This window comes from Lentilitoribacter sp. EG35, assembly GCF_040784015.1.
In the GTDB taxonomy this organism is placed as follows: domain Bacteria; phylum Pseudomonadota; class Alphaproteobacteria; order Rhizobiales; family Rhizobiaceae; genus Lentilitoribacter.
The window spans coordinates 655,432-675,454 of the sequence record NZ_JBFNGQ010000001.1; the positions used below are offsets into that span (position 1 = coordinate 655,432).

General features: G+C 44.5%; 23 protein-coding genes. 17 read left to right on the forward strand and 6 right to left on the reverse strand.

What is annotated here, in order from left to right; all coding sequences use genetic code 11:
• Position 1: 1 nt before the first annotated feature.
• Positions 2-304 carry a hypothetical protein gene (locus AB2J24_RS03000; protein ID WP_367384375.1) on the forward strand — a complete coding sequence of 101 codons (303 nt, stop codon included), beginning with the start codon at positions 2-4 and terminating at the stop codon, positions 302-304.
• Positions 305-368: 64 nt separating this feature from the next.
• On the opposite strand, the gene AB2J24_RS03005 is transcribed toward AB2J24_RS03000, so the two are convergent.
• The gene (locus tag AB2J24_RS03005; RefSeq protein ID WP_367384376.1) at positions 369-629 is read right to left on the reverse strand and encodes a BrnA antitoxin family protein; all 261 of its coding nucleotides are present in this window, start codon (positions 627-629) and stop codon (positions 369-371) included.
• A complete protein-coding gene (locus tag AB2J24_RS03010) occupies positions 601-894 on the reverse strand; it encodes a BrnT family toxin (RefSeq protein WP_367384377.1) in 294 nt (97 codons plus the stop codon). The genes AB2J24_RS03005 and AB2J24_RS03010 overlap by 29 nt, the downstream gene beginning before the upstream one ends.
• Positions 895-1,152: 258 nt before the next feature.
• On the opposite strand from AB2J24_RS03010, the gene AB2J24_RS03015 reads away from it, so the two are divergent.
• Complete coding sequence (locus tag AB2J24_RS03015) at positions 1,153-1,590, forward strand: GNAT family N-acetyltransferase (protein WP_367384378.1); 438 nt, start codon at positions 1,153-1,155, stop codon at positions 1,588-1,590.
• A 2-nt stretch (positions 1,591-1,592) separates the two neighbouring features.
• Here the strand turns inward: AB2J24_RS03015 and AB2J24_RS03020 are convergent, their stop codons facing one another.
• The 4 genes from AB2J24_RS03020 to AB2J24_RS03035 form a co-directional block, all read right to left on the reverse strand.
• On the reverse strand, positions 1,593-1,970 hold the full coding sequence (locus tag AB2J24_RS03020) for a hypothetical protein (RefSeq protein ID WP_367384379.1): 378 nt from the start codon (positions 1,968-1,970) through the stop codon (positions 1,593-1,595).
• 92 nt (positions 1,971-2,062) lie between these two features.
• Positions 2,063-3,361: a relaxase/mobilization nuclease domain-containing protein gene (locus tag AB2J24_RS03025; RefSeq protein ID WP_367384380.1), complete on the reverse strand. Its 1,299-nt coding sequence runs from the start codon at positions 3,359-3,361 to the stop codon at positions 2,063-2,065.
• Positions 3,361-3,753, reverse strand: a complete 393-nt coding sequence (locus AB2J24_RS03030; RefSeq protein ID WP_367384381.1) for a hypothetical protein — start codon at positions 3,751-3,753, stop codon at positions 3,361-3,363. The genes AB2J24_RS03025 and AB2J24_RS03030 overlap by 1 nt, the downstream gene beginning before the upstream one ends.
• Positions 3,750-3,914 carry a hypothetical protein gene (locus AB2J24_RS03035; RefSeq protein ID WP_367384382.1) on the reverse strand — a complete coding sequence of 55 codons (165 nt, stop codon included), beginning with the start codon at positions 3,912-3,914 and terminating at the stop codon, positions 3,750-3,752. Before AB2J24_RS03035 ends, AB2J24_RS03030 begins: the two co-directional genes overlap by 4 nt.
• A 401-nt stretch (positions 3,915-4,315) precedes the next feature.
• Between AB2J24_RS03035 and AB2J24_RS03040 the strand changes: the two genes are divergently transcribed.
• The 15 genes from AB2J24_RS03040 (at position 4,316) to AB2J24_RS03110 (ending at position 20,022) form a co-directional block, all read left to right on the forward strand.
• Positions 4,316-4,681: an NADH-quinone oxidoreductase subunit A gene (locus tag AB2J24_RS03040; protein ID WP_162652388.1), complete on the forward strand. Its 366-nt coding sequence runs from the start codon at positions 4,316-4,318 to the stop codon at positions 4,679-4,681.
• Positions 4,672-5,247 (forward strand): NuoB/complex I 20 kDa subunit family protein, encoded by a 576-nt coding sequence (locus AB2J24_RS03045; RefSeq protein WP_162652387.1) that lies wholly within the window; start codon positions 4,672-4,674, stop codon positions 5,245-5,247. The genes AB2J24_RS03040 and AB2J24_RS03045 overlap by 10 nt, the downstream gene beginning before the upstream one ends.
• Positions 5,248-5,255: 8 nt before the next feature.
• Positions 5,256-5,864: an NADH-quinone oxidoreductase subunit C gene (locus tag AB2J24_RS03050; RefSeq protein ID WP_367384383.1), complete on the forward strand. Its 609-nt coding sequence runs from the start codon at positions 5,256-5,258 to the stop codon at positions 5,862-5,864.
• Positions 5,865-5,875: 11 nt separating this feature from the next.
• Positions 5,876-7,096, forward strand: coding sequence for an NADH-quinone oxidoreductase subunit D (locus AB2J24_RS03055; protein ID WP_367384513.1), 1,221 nt, complete (start codon positions 5,876-5,878; stop codon positions 7,094-7,096).
• Between the two features lie 47 nt (positions 7,097-7,143).
• Positions 7,144-8,223, forward strand: coding sequence for an NADH-quinone oxidoreductase subunit NuoE (gene nuoE / locus AB2J24_RS03060; RefSeq protein WP_367384384.1), 1,080 nt, complete (start codon positions 7,144-7,146; stop codon positions 8,221-8,223).
• A gap of 10 nt (positions 8,224-8,233) precedes the next feature.
• Complete coding sequence (gene nuoF, locus AB2J24_RS03065; protein WP_367384385.1) at positions 8,234-9,541, forward strand: NADH-quinone oxidoreductase subunit NuoF; 1,308 nt, start codon at positions 8,234-8,236, stop codon at positions 9,539-9,541.
• 90 nt (positions 9,542-9,631) lie between these two features.
• Entirely contained in the window at positions 9,632-11,713 is a 2,082-nt protein-coding gene (gene nuoG, locus AB2J24_RS03070) for an NADH-quinone oxidoreductase subunit NuoG (RefSeq protein ID WP_367384386.1), read from the forward strand.
• Between the two features lie 11 nt (positions 11,714-11,724).
• Entirely contained in the window at positions 11,725-12,771 is a 1,047-nt protein-coding gene (nuoH, locus tag AB2J24_RS03075) for an NADH-quinone oxidoreductase subunit NuoH (protein WP_367384387.1), read from the forward strand.
• Between the two features lies 1 nt (position 12,772).
• Positions 12,773-13,261, forward strand: a complete 489-nt coding sequence (nuoI, locus tag AB2J24_RS03080; RefSeq protein WP_162652381.1) for an NADH-quinone oxidoreductase subunit NuoI — start codon at positions 12,773-12,775, stop codon at positions 13,259-13,261.
• A 111-nt stretch (positions 13,262-13,372) separates the two neighbouring features.
• The gene (locus tag AB2J24_RS03085) at positions 13,373-13,981 is read left to right on the forward strand and encodes an NADH-quinone oxidoreductase subunit J (RefSeq protein ID WP_162652380.1); all 609 of its coding nucleotides are present in this window, start codon (positions 13,373-13,375) and stop codon (positions 13,979-13,981) included.
• Positions 13,982-13,999: 18 nt separating this feature from the next.
• Positions 14,000-14,308: an NADH-quinone oxidoreductase subunit NuoK gene (gene nuoK, locus AB2J24_RS03090; RefSeq protein WP_367384388.1), complete on the forward strand. Its 309-nt coding sequence runs from the start codon at positions 14,000-14,002 to the stop codon at positions 14,306-14,308.
• Positions 14,309-14,317: 9 nt separating this feature from the next.
• Positions 14,318-16,300, forward strand: a complete 1,983-nt coding sequence (gene nuoL, locus AB2J24_RS03095; protein WP_367384389.1) for an NADH-quinone oxidoreductase subunit L — start codon at positions 14,318-14,320, stop codon at positions 16,298-16,300.
• Complete coding sequence (locus AB2J24_RS03100) at positions 16,301-17,812, forward strand: NADH-quinone oxidoreductase subunit M (protein ID WP_367384390.1); 1,512 nt, start codon at positions 16,301-16,303, stop codon at positions 17,810-17,812. It begins immediately after the preceding gene.
• An 18-nt stretch (positions 17,813-17,830) separates the two neighbouring features.
• A complete protein-coding gene (gene nuoN / locus AB2J24_RS03105; protein WP_367384391.1) occupies positions 17,831-19,270 on the forward strand; it encodes an NADH-quinone oxidoreductase subunit NuoN in 1,440 nt (479 codons plus the stop codon).
• A gap of 38 nt (positions 19,271-19,308) precedes the next feature.
• Positions 19,309-20,022 carry a biotin--[acetyl-CoA-carboxylase] ligase gene (locus tag AB2J24_RS03110; protein ID WP_367384392.1) on the forward strand — a complete coding sequence of 238 codons (714 nt, stop codon included), beginning with the start codon at positions 19,309-19,311 and terminating at the stop codon, positions 20,020-20,022.
• Position 20,023 lies beyond the last annotated feature (1 nt).

Below are 20,023 nucleotides of genomic sequence, written 5' to 3' on the forward strand. Positions count from 1 at the left end.
AATGAGTGTCGAAGTTCATAAATTCACATGGCATGATGGCATTGCAGATATTCAAATCGAGGCGACGTATTCTCCGCAAAAATTTGGTGTTATGTCCCATCTCGAAATCCGTTCAATTCATCCAGAGAATGCTGCGCTACCTATTACGGAGACGGGGTATCGTTCACATTTCTTTCATCAGGACAGTATGGATTTCACAAAAAATGATATTGTGACGTTCATTCGCGATTGGCTGAAAATAGAAGCGCAATCACGGCATTGGAAAAAACGCGTTATTGCTGGTGGGCAGGGAGAGTTGTTTTAGATGCGCCGTGTGTCGTTTCAATACTAAAATGGCTGACAAGGCCTTATATCGCGTTGCATATTAATTATCGCGCTTCATCTTGTGAAATCATGTAGGCACGAAGAACAGCATTCATGCGGGTCAAATGGCCTTTGCCTTGGCTTTGAAACCAATCAAGCACATCTTCATCCATCCGCATCGTTACGGTCTTTTTAGAAACACCCGGCGGTAACAACAATTTAGCTGTTTTAAAAAAAGCTTCATTGGCTTCGGGAATTTCTGACATATCAATGTCTTTGTCTTCTATCGCTGCTAATTCAGCTAAGCGCTTTTTCGAGATAGGCATAATATAATCTCCTTTCTGATTTATTGGCTAATCGCGCTGATATAATACGAATAGTTCCGTCACGATCTGTGTGAACAACAGCAGCAACAACTAAGTCGCCGATGATCCCATAGCTAATTTCTCTGACTTCGCTATAATCAGCACGATCATCAACCCGCGTTAAAATAGGATTGTTGAAAATCTCACTGGCTTCATCAAATGAAAGTCCATGCTTTTTTAAATTTGAAGCATTCTTCTTCTCATCCCATTCAAATCTATCAGTCATATTACCTCATTATTGTATTTACAATTGTAAATTATTTTTTGTTCTGTGTCAAAGTTTTGTTGGGCTGAGCAGAGTATGCCCGATCATCAAACTGCAGGTTCAGGCCAGTAGCGGTTGCGGGTTTGTTTCATTGCTTGTTCTTGGGTAGTTGGCTGCAGCAACAATTTTTGCATGTTAATAGAAGAAAGTGATAGAATAGATTATTAATATAGAGGTTGTATTTTTAGTCTAGTTTCTGTTTTTGAAGATAATAATTATTTGCAATTCCAAGAATTGCACGCATCTCCGCGCATTTCTGACAAGATTGAAATTGAACAAGCTGTAATTTGCTTAGATTCTCTGCCCTTTTGGAGTGAGCAATCACTTGACCACTTCGTTTTCAAAGCCTTCGGAGAGCCAGTTGGTACGATTAGTTTTGGAAAATCCAAATATGATAACCAAATATTTGGTATTACAAATGTCCTGATCGATAAAAAGTATCAATCACAAGGATTTGGGAGAAAGATGCTCACGATATCTGAAAATGCTATGTTTACGCTTGGAGCAAAATTCTCTGGTGTGAATGCTGTAAATTCTGCAACCAAATTCTATGAAGATGCAGGCTATATAGGAAAAAACTGGGACAACCAAACTGCAACGGATTGGAATGCCGAATGGGGAGACGTACCAATCCAACTCATTAAGGATATCACATAAACTTAACGTCCAACTTTTACATGTTTTTGTTTGTGCCCTAAGAAATAATCACATCGTAGTTCGCAAACTGTAACCAGTTCTGCACCCTCTTCAGCAAAGCGCCACATAGTTTGTATCGTATCTTTTTCCGGGTCATTCCCTTCGACGACTGATAACGTTTGCAGGCGATTTTCTTCGTCTGTTTCCTCGAGCACATATTCATTTTCTGATAATTCAAAATGCTTATGGACTAAGAACATACCAAATCTATCGAGCGCATTGTGACGCTTGAGAACGTCTTTTATTTCTGAAAAAACAGCATGGTCAGTTTCACCGATTGGTTTGATATCATCAATATGTGTTACATCTGACCACTTCATAGGTTGTAAGTTCAATGACATTTTGTTTTCCTCATAAATTGTATTTCGATAGTATTTGCAATTATAAATAATTATGTCAAATAATTTATAGAGTTGTTTAATGCCAAGAGAAATTACATCTCGGGTTCAGGCCCGTCGCGGTTACGGGTTTGTTGGTTTTTGTCGTCGTCTCTGCCAGATTGATCGAGGTCAGATGAACGTTCAAGCCATTTGATATCCCTGCGAAGGTCATTATTGGTGGCTTGGATAGCTTGCTGTTTGTCTCGATCTTGCGCAGTTAAATTTTGATCTTGTTGCTCATAGGTTTCAGAGACGACTCTGCGTTCGCTTACATCACGTTTCAGCGCTTCATTCAGCTCTTGCGCGTTCAGGAGTTCCATTTGACGCCTACGGCCTGTGAGGCGATCCAGAAAGCCGATAAGGCCGCGCCTGATACGTGCACGGCGATGTGCGTCCTCTCTGGCTTGGCGCTGCCTTTGTAAAATTTTAAGCCGCTCTTGTTCTTGGGCTTTCTTTGCCGCAAGCACAGCGCGGCGCTTGGCGAATACCGCTTTGAACCGCTCAACTTTCTGATTTTGAACATCGCGCAATTCTTTCAATCGGTACGCTGTCATAGTCGCTGCTTTCGCGTGAGCGTTTTCAACGGTCGGTAAGTTATCCGGCTCGCCCAATTTTTCGCGTACGGCTTTGGCCTTCACGCCAACCCATCGCGAGATCGAATAAACCTCACCTTTATAATCAACCGCCACAAAGCCACGTCTATCGCCTTTTGCTAATATAAAACCTTGTTCCTCTAGGGCATGACCAAAGCCAGACAAGCTGTCGGATGTTGACCAGCGTTCTTGAAACATGGCTTTCAGAACTTTTGGGTCTTTGTCTTGGCGTTTGGCTTGCTGCCATTCTGCTAGCGAGAAGTTTTTAGGATCGCGGTAATGCTTATTTATAAAGCCATGGGGCATACGCCATCCATGACGAATATAAAGCTCACGGCTAACATCCTGTAATTTTCTCTTCGTATAGGAAAGCTGCACGGCTTTCATCCGGCTTGTATCAATCCTGCTCCACACCGCATGCGCATGTTTGCGTAATTCGCCGTCAGAACCGTATTTTTCATGAAAAACGATGATACGCGGTTGTTTGGACAGACCGAGGCGTTGTTCTGCCAATTCAACCGCTTCGATAAAATCCTCATCGGTCACGTCTTTGTCTTTTGGGGGGTTGAGACTTAACGAATACAAATGTTGTCTGCATTTTGTTGCGCGGCTCAGGGCGTAGGATTCAGTCAACGCGCCCATGACATCGCGCGAAATAAACCCGCGCACATCATGGACTTCGACATGCTCGTTTTCATCTTTCATGAGATGCAAGGCGAGATTTTTCGAGCCGCCGCGCTGATTGCCGTGCAGAATCATCAATTATCTCGTTCTTCAAAAATCGGTGGCGGTTTTAGCCCAAGAGCTTTTATGAGATCATTCCGTATCTCCAAGACCAGCAAACATGCTGCGCCAATCTGCTCTTGTTGTTGGTCATTCAGTTCCAACTCACCGCGATCAATGGCTTTAACAACACGATCCAAATTTCCGAAAACATCGTTTTCGCCCAATATTGACAAAATCCGAGCGAGCATTTCATATCGATCCATGATCTCAGAATCGGGCAATTTTGATGGGGTGGTAAAAATCTGATCTTTGATATACTTGTTCAAAGACTTTTCGCCAGCCAGCTTTTCTAATTTCTTGCGTTCGCGACCAGTTAGTCGAATAGAAAGCGGAGCAGGGCGCTTTTGTTGATTGGCAGAGGTCATGACATCCCTCCGGGCTCATAGTCTTGATGTGGCGTAGAGGAATCAGGTTCGCATTCTTCCTGAACTTCATCAGGTAAATCTGTAAATCGTTCAAAATTGGCTACGCGGAGCTGAATATGCCAATTTTCGAACACCTCAGTTAACTCATCAAAAGTGTTCAAGGTTTCTTCCTCAGAGTGCACCACCTTAAAATTTCCAGAAATTATTGTAGCTGATCGATTAGTATGGTTGTTCATTCTTTTCAGTTGTATGTTATCTGTTTTTAAACTTGACTACTTTTATCATATTTTATATGAGTGTATTTCAAGCCTAATCGATTCTTTTCGGGATAAGCTGTGGTATAGAATATCGTCTATCTTTATTCTTTTTCGCCTTAGTTTGATCACGTTTTTAATGAAGTGTCGATTAATTCACTGCTTAATTCAAAAATCATCATTCAGACTCTTGCGCGTTTTGTCTGCCTGCGCTAACCACGGGCAAACGACTAATAGTCAATATCGTTTCGTCAAACCGATGGTGAGATAGCGGACTGCATTCAAGCTATCGTACGGGAAGTGAAATAATGATTGAATTTCTTGGTGATTATTTACCAATTGCGATTTTCCTGGGATTATCGCTTGTAATTGGGCTGGCTTTGCTCATTGCACCTTTTGCATTGGCATACAAAGCACCAGATGCAGAAAAACTATCTGCATATGAATGTGGCTTTAATGCATTTGATGATGCGCGAATGAAGTTTGATATTCGTTTCTATCTAGTTGCCATTCTGTTTATTATTTTTGATCTGGAAGTTGCGTTTCTGTTTCCTTGGGCTGTATCTTTTGCTGATATCGGCTGGATTGGATTTTGGTCAATGATGGTGTTTCTGGGCGTTCTTACAATCGGCTTTGCATATGAGTGGAAAAAAGGAGCTCTGGAATGGGATTAGGGGACACAACATTAATTGCTCCTCAACCTAAGGGCATTCTTGATCCGAATACGGGTAAGCCAGTAGGTTCTGATGATGCGTTTTTTGGCGAGATGAACAATGAGTTAGCCGACAAGGGTTTTCTAGTAACGTCAGCTGAAGACCTCATTACCTGGGCGCGTACGGGCTCACTTATGTGGATGACATTTGGTCTTGCCTGTTGCGCTGTTGAGATGATGCATACGTCTATGCCGCGTTATGATGTCGAGCGTTTTGGTTTTGCACCTCGCGGTACGCCGCGCCAATCTGATGTGATGATTGTTGCTGGCACATTGACCAATAAGATGGCGCCAGCTCTTCGTAAAGTTTATGATCAAATGCCAGAACCGAGATATGTGATCTCAATGGGTTCATGCGCAAATGGTGGCGGTTATTATCATTATTCATATTCAGTCGTACGCGGCTGTGATCGAATTGTTCCAGTGGATATTTATGTGCCTGGTTGCCCTCCGACGGCAGAAGCTCTTTTGTATGGTGTATTAATGCTGCAAAAGAAAATCCGCCGTACCGGTACAATTGAGCGATAGAGAAAAGTATGAGCGAAACTTTGGAAGAACTCGCAGGTGTAGTTAAAGAAGCACTAGGTGCCTCGGTTAAAGAGACCGAGATTGCCTATGGCGAACTTACAATTACGGCTGAAACAGACGGTATCATAGAGCTTCTGACATTTTTGCGCGATAATGCCCGCTGCAAATTTGTAAGCTTCATCGATATTTGTGGTGTGGATTGGCCGCAGCGCGAAAAACGCTTTGATGTTGTTTATCACCTTATGTCACCACAGCAGAATACTCGTATTCGTATTAAAGTTGCTGTCGGCGAAGGTGAGACATTGCCATCGGCTACATCTGTATTTGTAGGCGCTGACTGGTTTGAACGCGAAGCATATGACATGTACGGCATATTGTTTACAGGTCACCCGGATTTAAGACGTATTCTGACAGACTACGGTTTTGAAGGTCATCCGCTGCGCAAAGATTTCCCGACAACAGGCTATGTTGAGGTTCGCTACGACGACGAACAAAAACGCGTCGTTTATGAGCCAGTTGAATTGAAGCAAGAATTCCGAAATTTTGATTTCCTCAGCCCTTGGGAAGGGACCGACTATGTTCTCCCAGGTGATGAAAAGGCGGAGGGTCAATCATGAGTGACAATGCCATGAGTGATCAAGTTGTGACCAAACAAGCTGAAACCGAGCATAATGTTCGTAATTTTAATATCAACTTCGGCCCACAGCACCCAGCTGCTCACGGCGTATTGCGCTTAGTGTTAGAGCTTGATGGTGAAGTTGTTACGCGTGTTGATCCGCATATTGGGCTTCTGCACCGTGGAACAGAAAAACTGATTGAAACCAAGACATATCTTCAAGCAATTCCTTATTTTGATCGCCTTGATTATGTCGCGCCGATGAATCAGGAGCACGCGTTCGCTCTTTCTGTTGAGCGTCTTATGGGAGTTGAAGTTCCAAAACGTGGCCAGTTGATTCGTGCGCTTTATTCTGAAATTGGGCGGATTTTATCCCACCTTCTGAATATTACGACGCAGGCACTAGATGTTGGTGCGCTAACACCACCACTTTGGGGCTTTGAAGAGCGCGAAAAACTAATGGTTTTTTATGAACGAGCATGTGGTGCGCGTATGCACTCTGCATATTTCCGCCCTGGTGGCGTTCATCAGGATTTGCCACAAGAACTTGTAGAGGATATCGGCAAGTGGATTGATCCATTTTTACAAACTTGCGATGATATCGAAGGTCTATTGACCGACAATCGCATTTTTAAACAGCGTAATGTTGATATAGGTGTTGTTGCTCTTGATGATGCTTGGGCATGGGGCTTTTCTGGTGTCATGGTTCGTGGTTCTGGTGCTGCATGGGATTTGCGACGCTCGCAGCCATATGAGTGTTATTCCGAGCTTGATTTTGATATTCCAATCGGCAAAAACGGTGATAATTACGATCGCTATTTGATCCGCATGATTGAAATGCGCGAATCTGCGAAGATCATGCGTCAATGTATCGATCAGCTTTTGGGAAAAGAAGCGACTGGGCCAGTGTCATCTCTTGATGGCAAAATGGTGCCGCCAAAACGTTCTGAAATGAAGCGTTCTATGGAAGCTTTGATCCATCACTTTAAACTCTATACCGAAGGCTATCATGTGCCGGAGGGTGAAGTTTACGCCGCAGTGGAAGCGCCGAAAGGTGAATTTGGTGTCTATCTTGTTTCAGATGGCTCAAATAAACCATATCGCTGTAAACTTCGCGCACCTGGTTATGCGCATTTGCAGGCAATGGATTTTGTCTGTCGAAACCACCAGCTAGCTGATGTGTCAGCAGTGTTGGGGTCGTTGGATATCGTGTTTGGTGAGGTTGACCGATGAATGGACACCTTCACTTTATTGTAATTTTGGCCGCGTAAGGGGAAATAATGTCTGTACGCCGCTTAGCAGAAGATAATCTCCAGCCGGAGAGTTTTAAGTTCAACCGCACATTTGCAGCAGAAGCAAAAGTGTGGGTCAAGAAATATCCAAAAGGCCGCGAGCAGTCCGCGGTTATTCCGCTCTTAATGCTTGCACAGGAGCAGGATGGCTGGGTTACGAAAACAGCTATTGAATATATCGCTGATATGCTTGGCATGCCTTATATTCGCGCATTGGAAGTTGCTACTTTCTATACGCAATTCCAGCTTAAGCCAGTTGGAACGCGCGCGCATATTCAGATTTGTGGTACAACGCCATGCATGTTGCGCGGCTCGGAAGAACTGATCTCGCTTTGTAAAAAACGCATTAACCCAGAACCATTTAAGACAAATGAAGCTGGGACAATGTCTTGGGAAGAAGTTGAGTGTCAGGGCGCATGTGTAAATGCTCCAATGGTCATGGTTTTCAAGGATGCATATGAAGATTTAACGCCAGAGCGTTTGTCATTTATCATAGAGCGTTTTGAAGCTGGTAAAGGTGACGATGTTCCCACTGGCCCTCAAATAGACCGTATATTCTCTGCGCCTGAAGGTGGACCAGTTACGCTTTTAGAAGATCCTTCAAAGAAGCGTTCGTCATCAGCGGCAAAAAAAGCGCCAACGAAAAAGGCGGCCACGAAAAAAGCACCTGTTAAGGCTGCTGCAAAGGCAAAGCCAGCGGCGGCTAAAACGACAGTATCAAAAACTACTGCGGTTAAAGCGCCAGCAAAGTCGCCCGCTTCTAAACCTGCCGCAGTTGCATCTCTTGATGATAAAAACCGCCCGCCAAAAGTTCGCAAACCAGCCAAGCCCGATGATCTGAAATTGATCTCTGGTGTTGGTCCAAAATTGGAAGGTGTGTTGAACGGACTTGGTATTTATAAGTTCGAGCAAGTTTCCAAGTGGAAAAAGGCCGAGCGTGAATGGGTTGATGGTTATTTGAAATTCAAAGGCCGCATTGACCGTGATGACTGGATAAAACAAGCCAAGGCACTCGCTAAGGGTGGTGAAGCTGAATATATCAAAGTCTTTGGCAAGAAACCGAGATAGAGGATAGATTATGTTACAAGATAAAGATCGTATCTTTACAAATATCTACGGTTTGCATGACAAGTCTCTTAAGGGAGCTATGTCTCGTGGTCATTGGGATGGCACAAAGAAATTCCTTGATAAAGGGCGTGATTGGATCATCAATGAAGTGAAAGCTTCTGGTCTTCGTGGTCGTGGTGGTGCTGGTTTCCCAACAGGGCTTAAATGGTCATTTATGCCAAAGGAAAGCGATGGACGTCCGCATTACCTCGTCATCAATGCTGATGAGTCCGAGCCCGGCACATGTAAAGACCGTGATATTATGCGGCATGATCCGCACACGCTGATTGAAGGATGTGTGATTGCAGGTTTTGCAATGGGTGCGCATGCGACATACATATATATCCGCGGTGAATATATGCGCGAACGCGAAGCTATGCAGGCTGCAATCGATGAATGCTATGACGCGGGTCTTCTGGGCAAGAATAGCAAACTTGGCTGGGATATGGATGTATATCTCCATCATGGTGCCGGTGCTTATATTTGCGGTGAAGAAACAGCTTTATTGGAAAGTTTGGAAGGTAAAAAAGGCCAACCTCGTTTGAAGCCTCCATTTCCGGCTAATATGGGACTTTATGGTTGCCCGACTACTGTCAATAATGTTGAATCAGTTGCCGTAACGCCTACAATTTTGCGTCGTGGAGCTGGTTGGTTTGCAGGCTTTGGGCGTCCAAACAATGCTGGCACAAAACTCTTCTGTGTATCTGGTCACGTAAATAAACCTGCGACGTTTGAAGAAGAAATGTCGGTTCCTTTCCGTGAAATGATTGATAAACATTGTGGCGGTATTCGCGGAGGTTGGGATAACCTCTTAACAGTTATACCGGGTGGGTCTTCGGTGCCTTGTGTACCAGCGGAACAGATCATTGATTGCCCGATGGATTTTGATAGTTTGCGTGAGTTGCAGTCGGGCCTCGGTACGGCAGCTGTGATCGTGATGGATCGATCTACGGACATTATTAAGGCGATTGCGCGTCTTTCAGCATTTTATAAACATGAAAGCTGTGGTCAATGCACACCTTGCCGCGAGGGTACTGGCTGGATGTGGCGTGTTATGGAGCGCATGGTGTCTGGCAATGCGCAAAAACGCGAAATTGACATGTTGTTTGACGTTACAAAACAGATTGAAGGTCACACGATTTGTGCCCTTGGTGATGCTGCAGCATGGCCTATTCAAGGTTTGATCCGTCATTTCCGTCCTGAGATTGAGGCGCGGATTGATGCATATACACGAAACGCTGATAATTCGACGAATACGAGATTAGAAGCGGCTGAATAAGTAGTTTTGGCTCTTGGCCTTTGGTTTGAGAGTTTTGAAGATAAATTCGATCTTTGGATCGTAGATTGAAAATAAAGTGGACAACTGACTATGGCAGTTATCAAAGTTGATGGAAATGAGGTCGAGGTTCCCGACCACTACACATTGTTACAAGCTTGTGAAGAAGCTGGCGCGGAAGTGCCGCGTTTTTGTTTTCATGAGCGTTTGTCCATCGCTGGCAACTGTCGCATGTGTTTGGTTGAAGTAAAGGGCGGTCCGCCAAAACCAGCAGCATCTTGTGCTATGGGTGTTCGCGATCTTCGCCCAGGTCCTGAAGGCCAGCCTCCGGAGGTTTTCACAAACACGCCAATGGTCAAAAAAGCACGCGAAGGCGTGATGGAATTTTTGTTAATCAACCATCCGCTTGATTGCCCGATTTGTGATCAGGGCGGTGAGTGTGATTTGCAGGATCAGGCAATGGCGTTTGGTATCGATAATTCACGTTATCAAGAATCAAAACGTTCTGTTGAAGATAAATATATTGGACCACTTGTTAAAACGATCATGAATCGCTGCATTCACTGCACACGTTGTGTTCGCTTTACAACAGAGGTTGCTGGAATTTCTGAACTTGGTTTGATCGGTCGTGGTGAAGATGCAGAAATTACAACGTATCTTGAACAAGCCATGACGTCTGAGTTGCAAGGTAATGTGATTGATCTTTGCCCAGTGGGTGCATTGACGTCACGTCCCTATGCTTTCCAGGCTCGTCCTTGGGAGCTGAATAAAACAGAATCCATTGATGTTATGGACGCATGTGGTTCTGCTATTCGGGTTGATACGCGCGGGCGCGAAGTTATGCGTATTATGCCGCGCATGAACGAGGCGGTGAATGAAGAGTGGATCTCTGATAAAACCCGTTTCATCTGGGATGGTTTGAAAACGCAGCGTCTTGATCGCCCATATGTAAAGAAGAATGGCCGTTTAACTCCTGTAAGTTGGACTGAGGCATTTGATACGATTGGTGCAGCTGTTTCAAAGGCTAAAGCTAATAAAATTGGCGCGATTGCAGGTGATATGGCAAGCGTTGAGGAAATGTTTGCACTTAAGACACTTCTTTCATCTGTTGGTTCTGAAAATATTGATTGTCGTCAGGATGGTGCAGCGCTTGATCCAAGTTTGGGTCGCGCATCATATATTTTCAATCCAACAATTGAAGGGATCGAAGACGCTGATGCTGTTTTGATTATCGGTTCTAACCCTCGTTTTGAGGCTTCTGTTTTAAATGCCCGTATCCGCAAAGCTTGGCGTTCAAATGAAATGCCAATAGGCGTGATCGGAGACGAGACAGACCTTCGTTATGATTATGAGTATCTTGGTGCTGGTCCTGATACGCTTAAAGATGTTGTAGATGGTAAGAACAAATTTGCTGCGAAATTGAAACGCGCAAAACGTCCGATGATTATCATAGGGCAGGGCGCTCTTGCTCGTGCAGATGGTACAGGTATCCTGGCAAATGCTGCAAAAATTGCTGAAAATGCAAAAGCTATTACTAAAGACTGGAATGGTTTTGCTGTTTTACATAGTGCCGCCGCGCGTGTTGGTGGTTTAGATCTTGGGTTTGTTCCATCAAAAGACGCAATGTCTGCTGATGATATGTTAACTGGTGCAGATGTTCTGTTCTTACTTGGAGCGGATGAGTTGGATTTCACGAAGAAGACTGCTGGCTTTACTGTCTATATCGGTTCTCATGGTGATAATGGTGCCCATCATGCGGATGTTATTTTACCGGCAGCAACCTATACTGAAAAATCGGGCACCTATGTAAATACGGAAGGTCGAGTACAAGTTTCAAACCGTGCAGCTTTTGCGCCGGGTGAAGCTAAAGACGACTGGGCGATCATTCGAGCCCTATCAGATGTGCTTGGTCATAAACTTGGATTTGATTCGCTTGCAGAACTACGTGCTTTACTTTATGAAGCTCACCCTCATTTTGCAGATGTAGACGAGGTTTCTGTTGCAGATTCAGGGGATATTTCTAAATTAGCAAAAAAATCAGGCCGAATGAATAAGGCAGCATTTGCTTCTTCGGTAAAAGACTTCTATCTGACAAACCCAATAGCACGAGCTTCAGCTGTTATGGCAGAATGTTCAGCTTTGGCGTCGGGTAACACTAAAGTGGCAGCGGAATAGGTAATCAGAATATGGATACTTTTGTTTCAACATATGTCTGGCCAGCAGCGATCATGATCGGGCAATCATTGCTCCTCATGGTGTGTTTGCTCGTTTTCATTGCTTATATTCTTTATGCAGACCGTAAAATTTGGGCCGCAGTGCAGCTTAGACGCGGACCAAATGTCGTTGGTCCTTGGGGATTATTCCAATCTTTTGCTGATCTTTTAAAACTTGCCTTTAAAGAGCCTATTATTCCAGCAGGTGCCGATAAAACGGTTTTTCTATTGGCGCCCTTGGTTTCAGTCACACTTTCCATGGCGACATGGGCTGTTATTCCGGTTAATGAAAATTGGGTTATAGCCAATATCAATGTTGGTATCCTGTATGTTTTCGCGATTTCTTCGCTGGAAGTATATGGCGTGATTATGGCTGGTTGGGCATCCAACTCTAAATATCCATTCCTTGGCGCGCTTCGTTCCGCTGCACAAATGGTATCTTATGAGGTGTCTATTGGTTTTGTGATTGTCACTGTGTTGCTAGCAGTCGGCTCGCTAAATCTGACTGACATTGTTCTATCTCAACAGGATGGATTTGGCACAAAACTTGGATTGCCAAACTCATTCTTGGATTGGCACTGGCTTGCTCTTTTCCCAATGTTTGTAATTTTCTTTATTTCGTCATTGGCAGAGACAAACAGACCGCCATTTGATCTGCCAGAAGCAGAATCTGAGTTGGTTGCTGGCTATATGGTTGAATATTCATCCATGCCTTTCATGATGTTTATGCTTGGTGAGTATCTGGCAATCATGCTCTTGTGTTCGCTTGCAACTATTTTGTTTTTAGGTGGTTGGTTGCCTCCAGTGGATATTTGGTTCTTAAACTGGGTGCCGGGTATTATCTGGTTTGTTCTTAAAACCTGCATGATGTTCTTCATGTTCTCCATGGTAAAGGCTTTTGTTCCTCGCTACCGTTATGATCAGCTTATGCGTCTTGGTTGGAAAGTCTTTTTACCAATTTCATTGGCAATGGTTGTGATTACTGCCTTTGTGTTGAAATTCACTGGATGGAGCGCTTAAGATGGGTATTGGACAAGCAGCAAAATCACTATTCTTGAAAGAATTTGTAGGCGCGTTTTTCTTGGCAATGCGGTATTTTTTTAAAGCCAAAGCCACAGTCAACTATCCTTTTGAAAAAGGTCCGATCTCTCCGCGTTTTCGCGGCGAGCACGCGCTTCGCAGATATCCAAATGGTGAAGAACGTTGCATTGCATGTAAGTTGTGCGAAGCAATTTGTCCTGCGCAAGCGATCACTATTGAAGCTGGACCGCGCAGGAATGACGGAACACGTCGTACGGTTCGTTATGATATCGACATGGTCAAATGTATCTATTGTGGTTTTTGTCAAGAAGCATGCCCGGTTGATGCAATCGTCGAAGGTCCGAATTTTGAATTTGCAACGGAAACGCGTGAAGAGCTTTACTATGATAAAGAAAAGCTTCTTGCTAATGGTGATCGTTGGGAGCGGGAAATTGCTCGGAATATCTCAATGGATTCACCTTACAGGTAGTCGTTGAGCAAGAATTGCACCCCATTCATGTGGGTGTCGGAATGTAAAATTTGGTCGGGTGAACTCCTGATTGGGCGAGGGGAAGCTTGCCAAAATGAAAAGGTCGTAATCATGGGTCTTCAGGCTCTGTTTTTCTACATATTCGCATTTGTCGCGATAGCTTCGGCTTTGATGGTTATTGCAGCGCGCAATCCCGTACATTCCGTGCTATTTCTCATTTTGGTGTTTTTCAATGCAGCTGGCCTGTTCCTATTAACGGGCGCAGAGTTCTTGGCAATGATCTTATTGGTCGTTTATGTCGGTGCTGTTGCGGTTCTCTTCCTGTTTGTCGTCATGATGCTGGATATAGATTTTGCCGAGTTAAAACGCGGTGCACTTGAGTATGCGCCTATTGGAGCGTTGGTCGGATTGATACTGGTGGTCGAGTTGGTCGTGGTTTTGAGCGGAAACTTATTCCATGTCGAAGCGGGTGTTGGTGGGGCCAGCCCAATTCCTCTTGATCGCACAAATACGCAAGCGCTTGGTGACATTCTTTACACTGATTATATCGCATTTTTTCAGATAGCAGGTCTTATATTGTTGGTTGCGATGATTGGAGCGATCGTTTTGACATTGAGCCATAAACCAGATGTTAAGCGTCAGGATATTTCACGCCAGGTTGCGCGTCGTCCTGAGACTGCTGTTGAAGTTGTTAAAGTTAAACCAGGTCAAGGCCTTTAGGAGCGGGGAGGATACATTATGGAAATCGGTCTTTCACACTATCTCACCGTTAGCGCTATACTCTTTACGATAGGCGTTTTTGGAATTTTCTTAAATCGGAAAAATGTCATCGTTATTCTGATGTCCGTCGAGCTCATTTTGCTGTCGGTTAATCTTAATATGGTTGCGTTCTCGCAGCATCTTAATGATCTTGTTGGTCAGGTTTTCGCATTGTTTATCCTTACTGTTGCAGCCGCTGAGGCTTCAATCGGTCTGGCTATTCTGGTTATTTTCTATCGCAACCGCGGCTCTATAGCCGTGGAAGACGTCAACATGATGAAGGGCTAGAGCTAACCCATGTTTCACTCAATCGTCTTCCTGCCTCTTATCGGGGCAATTATCGCAGGCTTTTTTGGCCGTGGCATAGGCGCCAAGGCTTCGGAATATGTGACGTGTACCTTGATGGTTATTGTTGCAATTTTGTCCTGGGTTGCGTTTTTTCAAGTTGCCATGGGCGATGTTGATGTTATCCAGATACAGGTTTTACGCTGGATTGAATCCGGCTCGCTCTCAATCGATTGGTCTTTGCGCATTGATACGTTAACGGCAGTCATGTTTGTCGTTGTGAATACTGTATCAACTTTGGTTCATATCTATTCCATTGGTTACATGCACCACGATCCACACCGTCCTCGTTTCTTTGCTTATTTGTCACTTTTCACATTCGCTATGTTGATGTTGATCACGTCGGACAATCTGGTTCAGATGTTCTTTGGCTGGGAAGGTGTTGGACTTGCTTCCTATCTTCTAATCGGATTCTGGTTTAAAAAACCGTCTGCTTCTGCGGCAGCCATGAAGGCTTTTATTGTTAACCGTGTGGGTGATTTTGGTTTTGCTCTTGGTATCTTCGGCATTTTCATGTTGTTCGGTTCTGTATCGTTTGATGCTATATTCGCTGGTGCTGCTGAGTTTGCCCCAACGGCCGAAAAGGGCCAGATCATTGCGAATATCTTTGGTATGGAGTTGGACAAGAATGGTGCACTGACAATTTGTTGTCTGCTTCTCTTTATGGGAGCAATGGGGAAATCAGCTCAGTTCTTGCTTCACACTTGGTTACCTGATGCGATGGAAGGTCCGACACCTGTTTCTGCGCTTATTCATGCTGCGACCATGGTTACCGCCGGAGTGTTTTTGGTTGCACGTATGTCGCCGATTTTTGAGTTTGCCCCAAGTGCACTGGTCGTTGTGACTGTTATTGGCGCAATTACAGCATTTTTTGCTGCAACAGTGGGCCTTGTGCAGAATGACATCAAGCGTGTGATTGCTTATTCAACTTGTTCGCAACTTGGTTATATGTTTGTTGCACTTGGAATTGGCGCTTATGGCGCAGCTATTTTCCATTTGTTCACACATGCTTTCTTTAAAGCTTTATTGTTCCTTGGTGCTGGTTCAGTCATTCATGCTGTGTCAGATGAGCAGGATATGCGCCGTATGGGTGGATTGCGCAAGCACATTAAGAAAACCTATTGGATGATGATGATTGGCACCGTTGCGCTTACTGGTGTTGGAATTCCAGGAACTATAATTGGTACGGCTGGTTTCTTCTCAAAAGATGCAATTATTGAATCTGCTTATGCGTCGCCGATGATCGCCTCAAGTTTTGCCTTCACGCTGCTCGTTGTTGCGGCATTGTTCACAAGCTTTTATTCTTGGCGTTTAATCTTCTTAACATTCCATGGCAAACCTCGAGCATCAGCAGATGTTATGCATCATGTTCATGAATCTCCTCCTGTTATGTTAGTGCCGCTATATATTCTGGCTGTAGGTGCGTTGCTAGCTGGTGTCGTATTCGTTGGTCATTTCTTCGATCATCATCACTATGCGGAATTCTGGCAGAGCGCTCTATTTACGCTTGAAGGAAATACGCTTGTGGATGATTACCACCATGTGCCGCTATGGGTGAAATGGAGCCCATTTGCTGCAATGCTCATTGGCTTCCTAACAGCATATTACATGTATATTCGCTCGCCAGAAACGCCGAAGCGTTTAGCAGAAGATTTTAATATGCTCTACAAGTTCTTGCTCAATAAATGGTACTTTGACGAGCTGTATGACTTTATCTTTGTGCGTCCAGCCAAGTGGCTTGGCACGTTCCTCTGGAAAGAGGGAGATGGTCGTATAATCGACGGTTATGGACCAAACGGAGTCGCTGCTCGTGTGCAGTCGATTACGAACTGGATTGTTAAATTTCAAACTGGATATCTCTACCACTACGCATTTGCCATGTTGATAGGTATTGCAGCATTGGCTACATGGATGATGCTTGGGAGTGCACTTTAAATGATTGATTGGCCACTACTTTCAACGGTTACATTCGTTCCGCTAATTGGTGTACTTGTTCTTCTGTTTCTAGATGATAGCAGCCAGACAGGACGCCGTAATATCCGTAATGTTGCGCTTCTAGTAACGCTTTTCACGTTTGTTTTGTCACTCTTCATATGGAAGAATTTTGACAATGCAAATCCGGGCTTCCAGATGGTCGAGAAAATGGATTGGCTTGGAACAGGGATTTCCTACCATATGGGTGTCGACGGAATTTCGATGCTGTTTGTCATTTTGACAACTTTCCTTATGCCGCTTTGCATTCTAGCCAGTTGGACTTCTATTGAAAGTCGCTTGCGTGATTACATGATCGCGTTCCTGATCTTGGAAACATTGATGATAGGTGTGTTTTGCGCACTTGATATCGTGTTGTTCTACGTCTTCTTTGAGGCTGGCCTTATCCCAATGTTCATCATTATTGGTGTTTGGGGTGGTAAGCGACGCGTTTATGCAAGTTTCAAATTCTTCCTATATACGTTGCTTGGCTCAGTTCTTATGCTTTTGGCAATTATGGCGATGTATTGGGAAGCCGGTACGACAAATATTGTTGAGCTTCTGGCCTATCAGTTCCCTATTTCGATGCAGACATGGCTGTGGTTGGCGTTCTTCGCCTCCTTTGCTGTGAAGATGCCGATGTGGCCGGTTCATACGTGGTTGCCTGATGCGCACGTTGAAGCGCCAACCGCTGGTTCAGTGATTTTGGCAGGCGTTTTGTTGAAATTGGGCGGTTACGGGCTTATTCGTTTCTCACTTGCAATGTTTCCTGTTGCGTCAGCAGACTTTGCACCATTTGTGTTTTGGCTTTCAGCCATTGCGATTGTCTACACATCGCTTGTCGCGATGATGCAGTCTGATATCAAAAAGCTGATTGCTTATTCGTCTGTTGCCCATATGGGCTATGTAACAATGGGGATTTTTGCAGCGAATGCACAAGGTGTTCAAGGCGCGATTTTCCAAATGTTATCTCACGGTCTGGTGTCTGGTGCATTGTTCTTATGTGTTGGTGTTGTTTATGACCGTATGCATACACGTGAAATTTCTGCTTATGGTGGTTTGGTCAATAATATGCCGAACTACGCCGTCGCGTTCATGCTCTTTACAATGGCCAATGTCGGCCTACCGGGAACGTCTGGTTTTGTTGGTGAATTCTTGGTACTTCTTGGTGTATTCCAAGTGTCTACTTGGGCCGCACTGTTTGCAACGACAGGTGTTATTCTGTCTGCCGCATACGCATTATGGCTCTACAGGCGCGTGATATTTGGTGCGCTTGAAAAGGAAAACCTAAAAGCGTTACTTGATCTTTCCGGAAGAGAAAAAGTAATTCTTTACCCACTCATCGCTCTCGTCATCTTCTTTGGTGTTTATCCAATACCTGTATTTGAAGCGACAGCCGCTTCGGTAGATGCGTTAGTTAATCAATATTCGGTAGCTGTTGAAGCTGCTCACACAATGACAATGTCAGCAAAATAAGACGAGGATACTACTCATATGACTCCTGAGATCCTTACAGCTAGCCTGCAAAACGTTCTGCCAGAACTTGTTTTGGCATGTGGTGCTATGGTTTTGCTCATGATTGGCGTTTACGGCGGCAAAGCAGCACATAATCTTGTTAATCAACTTTCGGTCGCGCTTTTAATTATCGCTGCAATCTTGCTGGTCTTCTTCTTTAAGGAAGGTGAAGCATTTAACGGCGCATATCTTTCTGATCCGTTTGCACGTTTCATGAAGATACTGGCGCTAGGCGGTTCTGGAATTGCTCTCATTATGGCTATTGGCCATCAGAATAATGATGAAACTAAGTTATTCGAGTTTCCAATTCTTATATTGTTAGCCACTGTCGGTATGATGTTGATGATATCTGCCAACGATCTTATTGCGCTATATCTTGGTTTGGAACTGCAATCTCTTGCTTTATATGTTATCGCAGCAATTAACCGTGATAATCAGAAGTCGACTGAAGCCGGTCTGAAGTATTTTGTACTGGGTGCATTGTCGTCTGGCATATTGCTGTATGGCGCATCCTTGGTTTATGGCTATACGGGGTATACTGGCTTTGACGAAATCGCGTCGGCTCTTGCCGGTGGTAAACCAGAAATTGGCTTCATCTTCGGTCTTGTGTTCGTGCTAGCCGGTATCGCGTTCAAAATCTCTGCGGTACCGTTTCATATGTGGACACCAGATGTTTATGAAGGTGCACCGACACCTGTGACAGCGTTCTTTGCAGCCGCACCAAAAGTCGCGGCTATGTCGATCATGATTCGTCTTGTGATCGAGGCGTTCCAAACCATAACTGTTGAATGGCAGCAGATTGTCGTCTTTATCTCAATTGCGTCAATGGTTCTTGGTGCCTTTGCAGCAATTGGACAAACCAATATCAAACGTTTGATGGCATATTCATCAATCGGTCACATGGGCTATGCGCTTGTTGGCCTCTCCACGGGCACTATGACTGGTGTATCGGGTGTTATTCTTTACATGGTTATTTATACCATTATGACTTTGGGAACATTCGCTTGTATTTTGGCAATGCGTACAAAGGAAGATTCGCTTGAAGATATTAGTGACCTAGCAGGCCTGTCGAAAACCAATCCGACCATGGCTGTGATGTTGACAATCTTCATGTTCTCGCTCGCAGGTATTCCACCTCTTGCTGGTTTCTGGGGTAAGTATTTTGTGTTTGTTGCAGCTATAGAAGCAGAACTCTATGCACTTGCTGTTATTGGCGTCTTGGCGTCAGTTGTCGGCGCTTATTATTACCTCCGCATAGTTAAGATTGTTTGGTTCGATGAATCCAAACATGAGTTTGTTCCTGTCGCAGGTGAGCTGAAGTTGGTCTATAGTTTAGCTGGGTTGTTCGTTCTTGGTTATGTTCTTGTAGGCGGAAGTATTGGGACAGCTGCTGATGTTGCAGCTAGGACTTTCTTCTGAGCAGCAATGCACACCTGAATGAATGGCGTCATTTGGAGATGGCGGACGTTTCATCCACCAATGATATTTGTCTAGAACATGCGAGATCTGGTGAAAAAGGTGGGTTGTGGGTCACTGCTAATAGGCAACTTGGCGGGCGCGGCCGTCGTGGCCGGGCGTGGGTTTCTGAACCTGGAAACTTGTATGCGTCCCTATTTTTGTTAGAGGATGATATATCAACCGACTTCTCGGCGTTGCCGCTTGCTGTTTCCATAGCGTTGAGCAGGGCAATAGATCGGATCTTGCCAATGGGCGCCCAGCGCTCTCAGATAAAATGGCCAAATGATGTTCTGATTAGTGGTGCTAAGGTTTCCGGAATTCTTTTGGAGACCGAGAAGCTCGTTAATGGTAAGCGTGCGATTATCATTGGGTGTGGCGTAAACATTGCTCATCATCCTGAGGAAAGTCTTTACCCTACGATTTCCATCAATTCACTTGGCGCGTCTGTTTCTCCGCAGGAGTTATTCACTCAATTATATTCTGAGATGCAAATAGTTCTTGATATTTGGAAACAAAGCGATGGCATAGCCGTTATACGTAAGCTTTGGCTTGAAAAGGCTGCTGGCATCGGCAAGAGTATTAAAGTCAATTTACCTAGGCGAACGCTGGACGGTTTGTTCGTTGGCTTGGCAGGTAACGGAAATCTGATTTTGCGACAAGATGATGGAGAGAGCGTTGAGATCTCCGCAGGTGACGTGTTTTTTGATAAGTAAT